Origin of the sequence: Nocardia sp. CS682 (assembly GCF_004634405.1) — a bacterium.
Taxonomy (GTDB): domain Bacteria; phylum Actinomycetota; class Actinomycetes; order Mycobacteriales; family Mycobacteriaceae; genus Nocardia; species Nocardia ninae.
Genome location: NZ_CP029710.1, coordinates 4,548,575 through 4,563,281, shown reverse-complemented (window position 1 = coordinate 4,563,281; position 14,707 = coordinate 4,548,575). Strand labels below are relative to the sequence as shown.

The following is a 14,707-nucleotide window of genomic DNA, read 5'->3' as shown; positions in this document are numbered from 1 at the left end:
GGGCACCTGAGGTGCCCGGCCTTTTCTGTGTGCGTGGCGGGTTGTCAGGTGCGACTTGCCAATTCGCGTTCGACCGACCGGGCGGTGCCCTGCGCCACCGCGCACAGCACCGGTTCGGTGCCGGCGTCCTCGGCGTAGATCTCGCAGCGGACCACGGCTTGGCGGCGGGTGGCGCCGGTGACGGTGGCGACGGCGCGTAGTCGCTGGCCCGCGGCGGGGCGCAGGTAGGTGATGGTGAAACCGCCGGTCAGCACGTTCGGGCCGAGGGCGGTGCCCGCGGCGAAGGTGAGCGCGTTGTCGGCCGCGTAGGACAGCACGCCGCCGTGCACGAAGCCGAACTGCTGGCCGAGTTCGGGGCGGATGGGGATCACCAGAGTGACTGTGCCGTCACCGAATTCGGCGATCTCGGTGCCGACCAGCTCGGCGAAGGGTTGTGCGGCGAGGACCTTCTTGGCGAGGTCGATATCTATGGTCGCGGTCATCAGCTGTCCTTCGTTCACGCGCCGAGGCGCGATAGTCGTTGGGGCGACGCAGTTTCAAGCTGCGCGCAATGCGAGCCACGCCGCGTCCGCGAGGTCGTCCGCGACGTCGGTCGGCGCGGCGCGCATGTCGCCGCCGAGCCACTGCCTGCTGTACTCCTGCGCCGGGCCTAACCACAGCGCGTACACCAGATCGAACGACAGATCGCGCACCGCGCCGTACCCGGCGTGCGTGCGCCACCAGCGCACGACATTGCGCAGGAACTCGCGATTGCTGTCACTCTCCCGTACCCCCGGCGGCCGGGCGGAGGTGAGAACCTTTGCCCGGTACTGGTTCTCGGCCACCCAGCGCAGGTGTTCCCGTACCCCCGCCGTGATCCCCTCCCTGGCATCGGCGCTGTCGCCGACCGCTGCCCAGAAGTGCTGCTGGTAGTCGACGAGCGCGTTCGCCCAGACCTGCCGATACAGGTCCGCCTTGTCCGGGAAGTGGTGATAGAGGGCGCCGACGCTGGCGCCCGCCGCGTCGCGGATCTGGGCCAGCGTCGCCTCCAGCGCCCCCTGCTCCGCGAACTGCCGCTCGGCCGCCAACAGCAACCGATCTCGAATCTTCATAACCAGAATTTAGTTCTGTTTTTCGGACAGCGCAATGGCCCGATCGGCAATGCGGTCGAGTCAGGCTGGGCGCGGCTTATTCAGCAACCACGCCACGAAGGACCGGCGGGGTCGCCGCGGATACCGCGCGAGGAGCGCGCCGGAGCCGACGCGGCCATCCACCCGCAACAGGGGTGCACCGGGCCGCACCGGACCGGTGACCTTGCTGCGCACATCACCGCTCTTGGCCCGCACGCGGTCTACGTCGACCATCCAGCCGCGCGGCACGATCAGTTTGAGGCCGCCCGAGCCGACGGATGCGTGCAGCACCACCTCGCGATGCGGGCAGAAGGCCTGGCTGAAGTCGATGACGATGGTGCCGGAAGTGCATTCGGCGGTGATCTCGGCGGGCACGATCCACTGCCCGCCCTTCTTGCGCGTCCCGCTCCCGACACTGAGCTCGATCGGCTCGCGGGCCGTGGCGGCCGCAGGCAGATCCGCCGTGACGGCCACCAGTTCATCGGTGGTCCGCGCCGAGTAGACGGTGACGAGTCGCCGATCCAGCTCCAGTAGATCCAGTCGCCCCTCCTCGACCGCGAGTTGCAGCTGTCGAGCGGCGATCTCCCGGTCGACGTGGCCGACGCGAACCTCGGGCAGTGCGGTGGGCTCGTCCTGCGGGTCGGTCATCGGAGTGCTCCCCTTTGGTGGTCCTCACCGAAATCGTACGACGCGCTGCCGTTCCAGACGCCGCCGTCAGCGCCCGATCGGACCGGAAGTCCGGCTGTCTGTCACCCCCGTGGGGTAAGACGGACATATGGCCAGGTGGCTGTTGCATGTCGATCTCGATCAGTTCCAGGCCGCGGTGGAGTTCCGCAGGCACCCGGAACTGCGCGGCCTGCCGGTCATCGTCGGCGGCAACGGCGATCCCGCCGAGCCCCGCAAGGTGGTGACCTGCGCGTCCTATCCGGCGCGCGCGTTCGGCGTGCGAGCCGGGATGGCGCTGCGCAGCGCCCAGCGCAAGTGTCCGGAGGGCGTGTTCCTGCCATTGGACATGGCCAGCTACGAGGAGGCGTCGGAGGAGGTCATGTCGCTGCTGCGGACTTTTCCCGGCCGCGTCGAGGTGTGGGGCTGGGACGAGGCGTTCCTCGCCACCGACACCGCGGACCCAGAAGCCCTCGCCCGCGAAATACGCAGCGCCATCGAGCAATTGGAGCTGACCTGCGCGATCGGCATCGGGGACAACAAGCTCACCGCCAAACTGGCCACCGGCTTCGCCAAATCGACGGGCAAGTCCGCCGCCGGACCGGCCACCGACCCGGGCGCGGCCGCAGGCATCTTCCGCCTCACCGCCGCGAACTGGACCGAGGTGATGGCACACCGCCCGACCAATGCGCTGTGGGGCATCGGCACTCGGATCGCCGCCCGCCTCGCCGACCTCGGCATCCACACCGTCGCCGACCTGATGGCCGCCGACCGGCAGCGCCTCGCCGCTGAATTCGGCCCGACCACCGGCCCCTACCTCTGGGTCCTCGGTCACGGCAAAGGCGACACCGACGTCACGACCGAACCCCGGGTCCCGGTGGGCCGCAGCAAATCCGAGACCTTCCCCCGCGACCTCACCGACCCCGCCGAAATCCGCGCGCAGGTAGCCCGCCTCGCCACCGAGGTGGCCGAAGAGATGGCCGAAGCGGGCCGCGTCGGCACCCGGGTCTCGGTCACCGTCCGCACCAACACCTTCTACACCCGCAGCAAACAGGAGAAACTGCCCACGCCCACCATCGACCCCGCCGAAATCACCGACACCGCCCTGCGCATCATCGACCGCTTCCCGCTCGACCGTCCGATCCGCCTGCTCGGCGTCCGCCTCGAACTCGTCCCCGAGTAGCCCGCCCACTCCGGCGCGGACCTCGGGAGCCGCGCGGACGCGGGCCGACGCTCGTATGCTCGTCGCATGGAGTTCTGGGCGATGGTGGCGCATGAATCGGACAGCGGGATCGTGCTGACCAAGCAGGAGGTCGGGGAGGATTTCCTCGGGCCCGGCGAGGTGACGATCAAGGTGCATTTCTCCAGCGCGAACTACAAGGACGGGCTGGCGATCACGCCCGGTGGCGGGGTGGTGCGCAAGTATCCGATCATCCCCGGCATCGATATCACCGGTGAGGTGGTGTCGTCCGAGGACGACGATTTCGCACCCGGCGACCTGGTGGTGGCGCACGGTTACGACATCGGCGTCTCGCACAACGGCGGGTTCGCCGAGTACGCCAGGGTGCCCGCCGACTGGGTGGTGAAGCTGGACGGCCTGAGCCCGAGGGATGCCGCCGCGCTCGGCACGGCGGGCTTCACCGCCGGTCTGAGCGTGCAGGCCCTGCTCGACCACGGCATCACCCCGGAGACGGGCGCGGTGCTGGTCACCGGCGCGACCGGCGGTGTCGGCAGCGTGAGCATCGACATTCTGTCCGGCCTCGGCTACGAGATCATCGCCTCCACCGGCAAGACCGACGCGGGCGAGCTGCTCGCCGAGATCGGCGCCAACGAGGTGATCGGCCGGCTGCCGGAGGATCCCGACGCGAAGCCGCGACCGCTGAACAAGGCCCGCTGGGCCGCCGCGGTCGACAGTGTCGGCGGCAAATCGCTCGCCTACGTGCTCAGCACCACCGGTTACGGCGGCGTGGTCGCGGTCAGCGGTCTGACCGGGGGCCCCGGCCTGCCCACCACGGTGCTGCCGTTCATCCTGCGCGGTGTCAGCCTGCTCGGCATCGACTCAGTCTTCCTGCCGATCGAGAAGCGCCGTGAGCTGTGGGGCCGCCTCGCGAACGAGCTGCGCCCGCAACATCTCTCGTCGCTCACCAATTTCGCGGCCGTCACCGACGCCACCGAGGTGCTGCACACCATCCAGCACGGCAGCCACAGCGGCCGCACCGTCTTCAACGTACTCGGCGAATTCTGAACGGATAGAACGCAATTCATGCGAAAAGACCGGCTCGACAAGTGATCGAGCCGGTCTTTTCCGTTTGTGCTAATCGACGAGTGCGACCTCGTCCACCGTGGCGTTGTTCTTGTTGCGCATGACGACCAGGGCGACCACCGCGCCGGCCAGGATGCCCACCCCACCGGCGACGAAACTGACCGACATGGCGTCGGTGAACGCCTCCCGCGCGGTGCCGAACAGGGCGGTGTCGCCGGTGCGCGCGGCCAGCGCGAGCGCGTCACCGATCGAATGCCGGGCGGCTTCGGGCGCCGAGTCCGGCATGCTGCTGGTGTAGGTGCTGGACAGGATGCTGCCGAGCACCGCGATACCGAGCGCAGCACCCGCCTGCTGAATGGTGTCGTTCAGCGCGGACCCGACCCCCGCCTGCTCCTGCGGCACCGCGCCCATCAGTGCGGCGATGGCCGCGGGCTGCGCCAGTCCCGCACCGGCACCGAGGATTACCAGCGCGAGTGCGAGCATGCCGAAACCGCTGTCCGCAGACAGTCCGGCCAGCAGGCCGAGGCCGACGGCCGAGACGAGCATGCCGGTGACGGCGAGGGTGCGGTTGCCGACCTTGCTGCCGAGACCGGCACCGAGCCCGTTGAACACGATGGAGGCCACCATCATCGGAATGAACGCCAGCCCCGCCTTGGTCGGCGAGTAGCCGAGTACGAACTGCAGGTACTGGGTGAGCACGAGCAGCAGGCCACCGTTGGCAACCTGGACCAGGGTCAGCGACAGGCTGCCGCCGGTGAAGTCACGGTTGCGGAAGAGGTCGAGCGGAACCATCGGGTGTTCGACGCGCTTCTCCCACACGATGAACGCGACCAAGCTCACGATCGCGATGGCCAGCGTGCTCAGCGTGGAGGCGTGATCGAAACCGCCCTTGGGGAATTCGATGATGGTCCACACCAGCGCCGTCATGCCGACCATGGACAGCACCGCACCGGGCACGTCGGGCGCGGTCCACGGTCCCTTGGACTCCGGCATCAGCACCACCGCGGCGACGATGGCCACGATCGCGACCGGAATATTGATCAAAAACGCGGCGCCCCACCAGAAGTGCGCGATCAGCACGCCGCCGAGCACCGGCCCGCCGACCAGTCCGAGCACCGAGGCGGCGCTCCAGAAGCTCATCGCCTTGCGGCGCTCCTGATCGTCGAACACGGTGATCAGGATCGACAACGTGCTCGGAAGTACCAGTGCGCCACCGACACCCATCACGGTGCGGGCCACGATCATCTCGATCGGACTCGACGCCAGCGTCGCGCCGAGTGAGGCCAGTCCGAACAAGACCAGGCCGATGATCATCACCCGGCGCCTGCCGAACCGGTCGGCCAGGCTGCCCGAGGTGAGCAGCAGACCGGCGAAAACCAGGATGTAGGAATCCAGGATCCACTGGATGTCCTGGGCGCTGGCGTTCAGGTCCTCGGCCAGCGGCGGCACCGCCACGGCCAGCACGAAGTTGTCGATGACCAGGACCAGCGTGCTGAGGCACAGCACGATCAGAATCCACCAGCGCTTCGGATTGCGGGTCTCGATCGGATTCATCGGAAGCTCTCTTCTCACGGCGTTGCGTACAACGTTCTATCGTTGCGAACAATGTACGCACACGTTTCGGACGTTCGCAAGTGCGAACATCGTGCGCTACGCTGTGGGCAACCGGAAGGAGTCGACGTGGCCGTCGAGAAACAGCAGGTCGGATCGGTATGGACCCGTCCTCGCAAGGGCAGGGAGCAGCCGGCGCTGACCAGGGAACAGATCGTGGCCGAGGCCGTCGCCCTGCTGGACGCCGAGGGCATGGAGGCGCTCACCATGCGTCAGCTCGGGGCCCGGCTGAACGCGGGCGCCACCTCGCTGTACCGGCACGTCGCCAATCGCGACGAGCTCATCGAGCTGGTCGTCGACGAGGTCTACGGCGAGATCAGGGTGCCTAAGATCGCCGACCCGACGGCGTGGCGGGCGGCCACCGAGGAGTGCGCGCAAAGCCTGCGCGGAATGATCCTGCGGCACCCGTGGATGGCGTCGACGCTCGGCCAGGTGGGACTGTCCTACCTCGGCCCGAATGTCATGCGGCTCAACGATGGCCTGGTCGGACTGTTCGAGGCGGGCGGGTTTCCGTCGGCGGAGACCGAGGAGGCGCTCAGTGCGGTGATGAGCTACGTCGTCGGAATGGGCATCAGCGAGGCGGCCTGGCTGGCGCTACTCGTCCGCTCCGGGCAAACGGAGCAGGAGTTCGTCGCCGCGCTGCGACCCGCGGCCGAGGCGGCGGCCAAAAACTATCCGAGGGCGCAGCAGGAGAATTGGGACGCAGACCCGCGCGAGCGCCGCGATCGGAAGTTCCGCTACGGCCTGGAGCGCCTGTTGGACGGACTCGACGCCCGCCGCGGCTGACGCGAGGTCGGCGCGCTCAGTGCCAGGTGTGATCGGTGAGCGGCGTGCGCGGTCCGAACTTCGGCTTGTGCGCCTGGCCGCTGATCTCCAGCAGCCGGACCGCCCGATACCGGTGTGGCCGAAGCGGTGCCAGGTATTCGACCATCGTGTCGTCGTCGATCGGGTGGCCGAGCAGCGTCCAGCCGATGATGGCCGCGAGGTGGAAGTCGCCGACCGACAACGCGTCCGCGTCGCCGAACGCGCGCTGCGCGGTCTCGGCGGCGGTCCACGCGCCGATCCCGGCGATCGTCCGGAGCCTGCGGGCGGCCTCGGCCGGGTCGACACCCGCCGCCCGTTCCAGTGAGCTCGCCACCCGCGCGGCCCGCACGATCGTCTGCGCGCGCTGCGGACCGACATTGGCCCGATGGAAGGCCCAGGACGGCACCCGCCGCCAGGTATCGGCATCGGGTGGCAGCCGCAGGCCCTCGGGCGCCGGTCCCGGAGCCGGATCACCGAACTGCCGCACCAGCTTTCGCCACGAACCGCGCGCCGAGATGGTGTGCACCTTCTGCTCGAGCACCGCGGGCACCAGCGCCTCGAACACCAGCCCGGTGCGCAGCATCCGCAAACCGGGGAAGCGGCGATGCGCCTCGACCAGCTTCGGGTGGTCCGGGACGAAGCCGTCCAGGTCCTCGTCCAGGCACAGCATGTGGTCGAGTCCGTCGAGGAACTCCTCGGCACCGGGCCCCCAGGCGTTGCCCTTTACCGCGCACGGACCGGCCTGGGTCAGCCGGTAGGTGACCGGGCCCGACGACATGCGGGAGGCGTGCCAGTGCGCGCTGTCGCGGGTGGTCTGGTGGCACGGATCGCCCGCGCCGCGGCGCAGCGGCGCGATCGTGCACGCCAGGTCGATCGGGCGGTCGGACGTCACGGTTCTGGTCAGACCGGTCGGTTCACCTACCGGCTCGACCATCGCGCTACGCATCGGCTCATTCTGCCCGATGGCACCCGAGTGGAATGCGGCCAGTCCGTGATCGGTCGAGAAGGTCCTCGCGGACAACGGAATTCACCGCTATTCGATACCGAATTCGCATGACCGCAGGTCCCCGGTATTTTGTAACACGAAGAATGGACGTGGCGATATTGGTTCCGATCGGCAAACAGCTGGCAGTCGCCACATGGAGGTATCGAATGATCACCAACTTGCTCAACTGGTTGCTCGCCGCCTGGGGCGGTGTTTCCGCAGGTAGTTCGGGTTATCAGATTCCGCCCGGCACCCTGCCCTTCGGCAGCTGACCTGTTGCGCGCACTCGCCGGGACCGCGCGTCCGGCGAGTGCGCGAAAGCCTCACTGCTCCAACAGGAATTGGGCCAGATGGCGGCTCCGGCGACCCGCCAATTGCGCCGCCTGAGTACGGCAGGAGAAGCCGTCCGCCAGGAAAACGGCGGCATCCTCGGCGGCCCGCAGCGCGGGTAGCAGGCCGTTCTCGGCGACCGCAACCGAAATGTCGTAATGGTCGCGCTGCATTCCGAAGTTTCCCGCGAGACCGCAACATCCGGTGACCTCAGTCACATTCATTCCCATTGTGGTTAACAACTGGCGATCGGCTGTGAAGCCGAGCGTCGCATGATGGTGACAATGCGGCTGAACCACCACTGTTCGTCCGGGCAATTGCGGTGGCCGCCAGTTCGGTTGTTCGCTCAGGAACTCTGCGAGCGTGCGCACGGCCCGCGCCGTGGCCGCCGCGCGCGGATCCTCGGGTAGCAGTTCGGGCAGATCCGACCGCAGTACCGCGGTACAGGACGGTTCCAGTCCGACCACGATGCCGCCGGCGCGTACGTGCTCGGCCAGCGCATCCAGCGTGCCGCGCAGCCGCGCGCGGGCACCGTCGAGCTGACCGGTGCTGATCCAGGTGAGTCCGCAACACACGCGGCGGGCTGGGATGCGCACCCGGTAGCCGAGTGACTGCACCAATTGGGCTGCGGCCAGCGCTATCTCGGGGTCGAAGGCGTCGGTGAAGGTGTCGATCCACAGCATCACCTCGGGCCGGTCCCCCTCGGCCCGTGGTGCGTCGACCAGGCTCCCCGTCTCGACCGCCGCGACGTTGCCCTGGATCTCCTCCGGTCGACCTACCGACACCGCGGGCGGGATTACGCCGCCGAGGTCACGCCAGATGTGGCGAAAGCTGCGATCCGCCAGTCGCGGTACCTCGCGGCGCGGGTCGATCCCCGCCGCGCGCAACCCGATTCGGCGCAGCACCGAGACATTCGCCAGTGCGTTGGCGACGCGCGGCAGCTTGGTCGCCACCGCGAGCCAGCGCGGCAGCCAGCCGAGCGAGTAGTGATCGAGCGGTCGCGGGCGGTGCCGGTATCGGCGATACAGCGCCTCGGCTTTATAGGTGGCGACATCGACGCCGGCCGGGCAGTCGGATCGACATGCTTTGCAGGACAAACACAGATCGAGCGACTCCGCGACGGCGTCCGACGACCACGGCAGCGCGCCGCGGACCACTTCTTGCAGCACCCTGGCGCGGCCGCGGGTGCTGTCCTTCTCATCTTTGGTGGCCAAATAGGACGGGCACATGAAACCACCGGCGGCGCTGGTATCAGCACGGCATTTGCCGACACCGACACAGCGGTGCACCGCCGTACTCAGGTCGCCGTGGTCGTGCGGGTAGGCGAAACCGCTCGCCGGAGGTAGCAGCGGCAACCCGGCCAGTCGTAGATCGGCGTCGATCGGTCGCGGTTCGACGAGCACCCCGGGGTTCAGCACCGCGTGGGGATCGAAAAGTGCCTTGTACTCGGCGAATACGTCGAGCACCGGCCGGGAGTACATGAGCGCTAGCAACTCCGAGCGGGCCCGCCCGTCCCCGTGCTCACCCGAGAGCGAACCACCGTACCGCACAACCAGTTCCGCCGCGTCGAACAGGAAGCGCCGAAACCGTTGCGGCGCATCGGCGATCGGGAGATCGAGCCGCACATGGATACAGCCGTCACCGATGTGGCCGTACAGCAGGCCGTCCACGCCGTGCGCACGCGTCAGGTCGGCGAAATCGCGCAGATAGGCGCCGAGCCGTTCCGGCGGCACCGCCGCGTCCTCCCAGCCCGGCCAGGCCGGCTGCCCGTCCGGCGTGCGACCGGCCAGGCCCGCGCCGTCCGCGCGGATATGCCAGAGTGCCGCCGCGGCAGCGGGATCGGTGACAATGCGGGAGTCCAGCGCGTCGGCCGACCGGCGCAGCTGTTCGGCGCCTGCCAGCGCCTCGGCGGGTGTGTCGCCGGTGGTTTCCACGAACAGCCAGCCACGGCCGCGCGGCAGTTCGGGCACGGTGCCGCGATGGGCACGGACCGTGTCGACCAGCCGCGCGTCGATGCCCTCGACCGCAGTGGGCTTGCAGGCCATCACGGCGGCGACATCGTCGGCGGCGGTGGCGATATCGGGGTAGCCGAGCACCGTCAGCACGGCGGCCTTCGGGAGCGGAACCAGGTCGACGGTCGCGTCGAGCAGCAACCCGCAGGTGCCCTCGGACCCGACGAACGCCTTCGCCACCGCCGAACCCCGTTCGGGGAGTAAATGTTCCAATCCGTAGCCGGAGGCCTGGCGTTCGAAACGACCAAGGTCGGTGCGCAGCACCGCGAGATGCGCCCGGGTGAACTCGGCGAGGCCCGGCAGCACGGACAGGTCGTGCGCGAGGGTCCGCTCGACGCCCGTCCCGTCGAGAATCCGCAGTTCCCGCACCGTGTCCGAGGTGCGACCCCAGGCGACCGCGCGCGGGCCGCAGGCATTGTTGCCGATCATGCCGCCGAGGGTGCACCGGTTCTGCGTCGACGGATCCGGCCCGAACCGCAGTCCGTGGGGCCGGGCCGCGCGCTGCAATTCCGACAGCACGACACCGGGTTGCACCCGTGCCACCAGCGCCTGCGGATCCACCTCCAGGATGCCGTTCATGTGTCTGCTGAAGTCGAGCACCAGCCCCGGCCCGATCGCGTTGCCCGCGACCGAGGTCCCACCGCCACGCGCGGTCACCGACAATTCGTTGTCCCTGGCGAACTCCACGGTGACGGCCACATCCTGGTCCGTGCGTGGAAAAACAACCGCTCGTGGCGGCACCCGGTAGTTGGACGCATCCGACGAATACTCCGCCCGTCGGCGATCGGACGCGTCGACCTCACCGCTGAGCCTGCTGCCCAGCGCCGCCACCACTCGGTCCTTGGTCACCACGCCAGCCTAAGCGCGGCTCGATCCCAGGCTGCCTTGGAATGACCGGGTGTGCGGCTCGCGCTTCTGAAGGCCGGTCGGCCAGAGGTTGCGAGATCGCCCGGAAGTTTCGCTGTGCGCGGAATCGGAATCCGGCGGCATCGACTTGCTCTGAACCTTTGTTGAGGTCTTAGTGTCGGTGCCGACGGCTTTGATGGGTGGGGAGCGAGAGGACAGTGCAACGTGAGCGAGCGGCAGCGAGTGAACCAGGGACACAGCGTGCTGATGCGCGCGACGGAGCCGAGCGCTAGCGAGGTGGAGTCGTGAGCGAGCGGCAGCGAGTGAACCAAGGACACAGCGTGCTGATGCGCGCGACGGAGCCGAGCGCTAGCGAGGTGGAGTCGTGAGCGAGCGGCAGCGAGTGAACCAAGGACACAGCGTGCTGATGCGCGCGACGGAGCCGAGCGCTAGCGAGGTGGAGTCGTGAGTATCGAATCGGTGGCCTGGAGCCAGATGTACCGGCAGGCCAACGCGCCCAAGGAGCAGCGGCCGTTCAGCATGGCCACCGCGCGGCGCATTCTGCGCTTCGCCGCGCCACACCGGCGCCGGATCGGCGTATTCCTGCTGTTCAGCGTCGTATCCGCGCTCTTGGCGGTGGCCACACCGGTGCTGGCCGGGCGGGTGGTCAACAACATCGTCGGCGGCGCGGCGCCACGGATCGTGGTCACCCTGGCACTGATCATCGGCGTGCTCGCGGTCTTCGACGCCGTGCTCGGCGTGGTCATCCGCTGGTTGTCCTCGCGCATCGGGGAGGGCTTGATCCTGGATCTGCGCACCGCGGTCTTCGATCACGTGCAGAAGATGCCGATCGCCTTCTTCACCAGGACCCGGACCGGTGCGCTGGTCAGCCGGTTGAACAACGACGTGATCGGTGCGCAGCGTGCGTTCAGCGACACCCTGTCCGGCGTGGTCGCCAACCTGGTCACTCTCGCGCTCACCCTCGCCGTGATGCTCAGCATCTCCTGGCAGATCACCTTGCTCGCGCTGCTCCTGCTGCCGGTGTTCGTGCTGCCCGCCCGGCGGATGGGCAACCGGCTCGCCGACATGCAGCGCGAGGCGGCCAAACTCAACGCCGCCATGAGCACCCAGATGACCGAGCGGTTCTCCGCGCCCGGTGCGACGCTGGTGAAACTCTTCGGCCGTCCGCACCAGGAATCCGTCGAGTTCGAACTGCGCGCCCGCAGGGTGCGCGACATCGGCGTGCGGACCTCGATGCTGCAGACCGTCTTCGTCACCTCGCTCACCCTGGTGTCGGCGCTGGCGATCGCGCTGGTCTACGGACTCGGCGGCTGGTACGCCCTGCGCGGACAGCTGGACGCGGGCGCTGTTGTCGCCCTGTCGCTGCTGCTGACCAGGCTCTACACCCCGCTGACCGCGCTGGCCAGCGCCCGGATGGAGATCATGGCCGCGCTGGTGAGCTTCGAGCGGGTCTTCGAGGTGCTGGACCTGAAGCCGCTGATCGAGGACGCTCCTGGCGCGGTGCCGGTGCCGGAGGGGCCGGTCGCGGTCGAGCTGGACGACGTGACGTTCGGCTACCCGTCCGCCGACAAGGTGTCGCTGGCCTCGCTGGAGGACGTCGCGACCTTGGACACCCGCGGCGGGGTCGACGTGCTGCACAATGTGTCGCTGCGGGCCGAGCCCGGCCAGCTCATCGCATTGGTCGGTTCGTCGGGTGCCGGCAAATCCACGGTGGCGCAGCTGGTTTCCCGGCTGTACGACGTGGACAGCGGCGCGGTGCGACTCAACGGCACCGACGTGCGCGAGCTGACCATCGAGTCGATCCGGGCGGCGGTCGGCTTGGTCACCCAGGACGGGCACCTGTTCCACGACACCATCCGCGCGAACCTGCTGCTCGCCCGGCCGGAGGCGCAGGAGCCGGAGCTCTGGGACGCGTTGCAGCGGGCCAGGTTACGCGACCTGGTCGAGTCGCTGTCGGACGGTCTGGACACCGTGGTCGGCGAACGCGGCTATCGGCTCTCCGGCGGTGAGCGCCAGCGTCTCACCATCGCACGTCTGCTGCTCAAGCAGCCGCGCGTGGTGATTCTGGACGAGGCGACGGCCTCGCTGGACTCGACCTCGGAAGCCGCGGTGCAGGAAGCGCTGTCCGAAGCACTGGCCGGCCGGACCGCCCTGGTGATCGCGCACCGACTGTCCACGATCCGTGCGGCCGATCAGATTCTGGTGATGGAGGACGGCCGGATCGTGGAGCGCGGCACGCACACCCAACTGCTGTCCGCCGACGGACGCTACGCCGAGCTGTACCGCACCCAGTTCGCCGACGATCCTGCGACGGTCGCCGCCTGATCATCACGCGCCCCGGCTGACGAGATCGGCTCAGGCCACCCGGCTCTCGACCGGGCGGCCTGAGCCGATCTCGGTGCACCGCACGGACGATCGCGGCTGGGCGCGACGCCGGTGGTCCGACTGCGCTGATCGGCTGCTATTGGGGTGCCGCGTCGGCGTAGCAGGTCGTGTCCTCGGTGGGCAGCGTGCCCGTGCCGAAGTAGGTGTTGATCGCGTCGTTCACACAGGTACTCAGCTTCGGCCGAAAGGTCATGTGGATGCGCACATCCTGCAGGGTGACCAAGCGCGACCCGGCCATGTCCTGATGCAACTGGACGGCGTGCGCGTACGGCGTGCGCGGATCGCCGGTGGAGTTCACGATGAGCGCGGGCACCGCGTTGCGCACGACGGTCGCGGGCTCCACCGGCCCCGGCCAGAACGCGCACGGTTGAATATTGCTCGCCATCGCCCCGAACACCGGCTGGCCGGCCCTGGTCTGTTCGATATTGCGCCAGTACCAGCCCGGATCGCGGGGTGCCCCGGCGTCACCACAGGCGATCTGCGCCAACGTCGAATTCTCGCCGTCCCGCAACGCGGTGACAATCGCCTTGAGCCGAGGCGATTTCGCCGTAGTCGGCGGCCCGCCCGCGGCATCGGCGAGTTCTCGGAGGGTGTCGGCCAGCGCCGCGTTCAGCCGGAAGTTCATCAGCATCCCGTGCAGGACGAACGGCAGCCAGTGATCATCCACCGCAAAGCCGTCGACGACGATCGGTTGCCGCGCCACGGTCCGAACCAACCCCTCGACCGTGCCGCGCACCTGCTGCGGCGTCGCACCGAAGTGATAGGTGTCGTCCCGGGTCGCGGCCCAGGACGCCCAGTCGTCCAGCGCGAGCTCGTCCGCCGGTCCCCAATCCTGCACCAGCCCTTCCCAATACCGGTCCGGATCGATCGCGCTGTCCAGCACGATCCGCCCGCTGCGGTCCGGGAACAGCTGGGTGAACACCGCACCGAGATAGGTGCCGTAGGACAACCCGAAGTAGTCGATCGTCTGCTCGCCGAGCACGCCGCGCACGATGTCGATATCCCGGGCGGTATTGCGCGTGGTGAACTGCCGCATCATCTCCGGGTCGTGGATCAGACAGCCCGCGGCCATGCCCGCCGACTGCACCGTGTCGTGCACGAAGCCGAGCGGATCCAGACCCGCCGAGCGGATCATCTCGCCGACCGGCCAGCCGCAGCGCGGACTCCGCCCCGACTCGCCGACCCCGCGCGGGTCCATCCCGATCAGGTCGTGCGTCGCCAGAACCTCCGGCGTCAGCACGTCGCCGAGCAGATCGACACTGTCCAGTCCCTCGCCGCCGGGCCCGCCGGGGTTGGCCAGCAGGATCCCTTGGCGGCGAGCCGGATCCGTGGCCGGGACCCGGGAGATCGCCACGGTCATGGTCCGGCCGTCGAGCCGCCCGTAGTCGAGCGGCACCAGCACGTCGGCGCACTCCCCGCCCGCCTTGTCCAGATTCTCGAGCTCGCACGGATGCCATTGCAGTTGCTGGCGATAGAACCGTTCCAGGCCGACCGGCTGCGTGTCACCCCCGGGCGCCGCATTGCTGTTGACCGGCACGGCGGCGAGCACCGAGACCGCCACCACCGCCACCGAACGCCGGAACAACCGCACCAACACCAGACTCGCCTCTCACGAACACTTACCTCGTCGCGCAGAGAACGGTAACGGATCGGGCCCGGCTCCGGTGGGCGTGGCGCT

At 68.7% G+C, this 14,707-nt stretch carries 11 protein-coding genes; 4 read left to right on the top strand and 7 right to left on the bottom strand.

What is annotated here, in order from left to right; genetic code table 11:
- Positions 1 to 44: 44 nt before the first annotated feature.
- The 3 genes from DMB37_RS20625 to DMB37_RS20615 are packed head-to-tail and all read right to left on the bottom strand — an operon-like array spanning position 45 to position 1,757.
- On the bottom strand, positions 45 to 482 hold the full coding sequence (locus DMB37_RS20625) for a PaaI family thioesterase (RefSeq protein WP_135234115.1): 438 nt from the start codon (positions 480 to 482) through the stop codon (positions 45 to 47).
- Between the two features lie 54 nt (positions 483 to 536).
- Complete coding sequence (locus DMB37_RS20620; RefSeq protein ID WP_135234114.1) at positions 537 to 1,091, bottom strand: TetR/AcrR family transcriptional regulator; 555 nt, start codon at positions 1,089 to 1,091, stop codon at positions 537 to 539.
- A 60-nt stretch (positions 1,092 to 1,151) separates the two neighbouring features.
- Complete coding sequence (locus DMB37_RS20615) at positions 1,152 to 1,757, bottom strand: DUF1707 domain-containing protein (RefSeq protein ID WP_135234113.1); 606 nt, start codon at positions 1,755 to 1,757, stop codon at positions 1,152 to 1,154.
- A 127-nt stretch (positions 1,758 to 1,884) separates the two neighbouring features.
- Here DMB37_RS20615 and DMB37_RS20610 point away from each other — a divergent pair, with 127 nt between their 5' ends.
- Positions 1,885 to 2,955 carry a DNA polymerase IV gene (locus DMB37_RS20610; RefSeq protein WP_135234112.1) on the top strand — a complete coding sequence of 357 codons (1,071 nt, stop codon included), beginning with the start codon at positions 1,885 to 1,887 and terminating at the stop codon, positions 2,953 to 2,955.
- Positions 2,956 to 3,021: 66 nt separating this feature from the next.
- Positions 3,022 to 4,017 (top strand): oxidoreductase, encoded by a 996-nt coding sequence (locus DMB37_RS20605; protein ID WP_135234111.1) that lies wholly within the window; start codon positions 3,022 to 3,024, stop codon positions 4,015 to 4,017.
- A 69-nt stretch (positions 4,018 to 4,086) separates the two neighbouring features.
- On the opposite strand, the gene DMB37_RS20600 is transcribed toward DMB37_RS20605, so the two are convergent.
- Positions 4,087 to 5,589 carry an MFS transporter gene (locus DMB37_RS20600; protein WP_135234110.1) on the bottom strand — a complete coding sequence of 501 codons (1,503 nt, stop codon included), beginning with the start codon at positions 5,587 to 5,589 and terminating at the stop codon, positions 4,087 to 4,089.
- A gap of 126 nt (positions 5,590 to 5,715) precedes the next feature.
- Between DMB37_RS20600 and DMB37_RS20595 the strand changes: the two genes are divergently transcribed.
- A complete protein-coding gene (locus DMB37_RS20595) occupies positions 5,716 to 6,432 on the top strand; it encodes a TetR/AcrR family transcriptional regulator (protein ID WP_135234109.1) in 717 nt (238 codons plus the stop codon).
- Between the two features lie 16 nt (positions 6,433 to 6,448).
- Here DMB37_RS20595 and DMB37_RS20590 read toward each other — a convergent pair whose 3' ends face one another.
- On the bottom strand, positions 6,449 to 7,396 hold the full coding sequence (locus tag DMB37_RS20590) for a DNA-3-methyladenine glycosylase (protein WP_135234108.1): 948 nt from the start codon (positions 7,394 to 7,396) through the stop codon (positions 6,449 to 6,451).
- A gap of 362 nt (positions 7,397 to 7,758) precedes the next feature.
- On the bottom strand, positions 7,759 to 10,629 hold the full coding sequence (locus DMB37_RS20585) for an FAD-binding and (Fe-S)-binding domain-containing protein (protein WP_135234107.1): 2,871 nt from the start codon (positions 10,627 to 10,629) through the stop codon (positions 7,759 to 7,761).
- A gap of 459 nt (positions 10,630 to 11,088) precedes the next feature.
- Here DMB37_RS20585 and DMB37_RS20580 point away from each other — a divergent pair, with 459 nt between their 5' ends.
- Positions 11,089 to 12,969 carry an ABC transporter ATP-binding protein gene (locus tag DMB37_RS20580; protein WP_135234106.1) on the top strand — a complete coding sequence of 627 codons (1,881 nt, stop codon included), beginning with the start codon at positions 11,089 to 11,091 and terminating at the stop codon, positions 12,967 to 12,969.
- A 136-nt stretch (positions 12,970 to 13,105) separates the two neighbouring features.
- Here DMB37_RS20580 and DMB37_RS20575 read toward each other — a convergent pair whose 3' ends face one another.
- Positions 13,106 to 14,626, bottom strand: a complete 1,521-nt coding sequence (locus DMB37_RS20575) for an alpha/beta hydrolase (protein WP_135234105.1) — start codon at positions 14,624 to 14,626, stop codon at positions 13,106 to 13,108.
- Between the last annotated feature and the right edge of the window lie 81 nt (positions 14,627 to 14,707).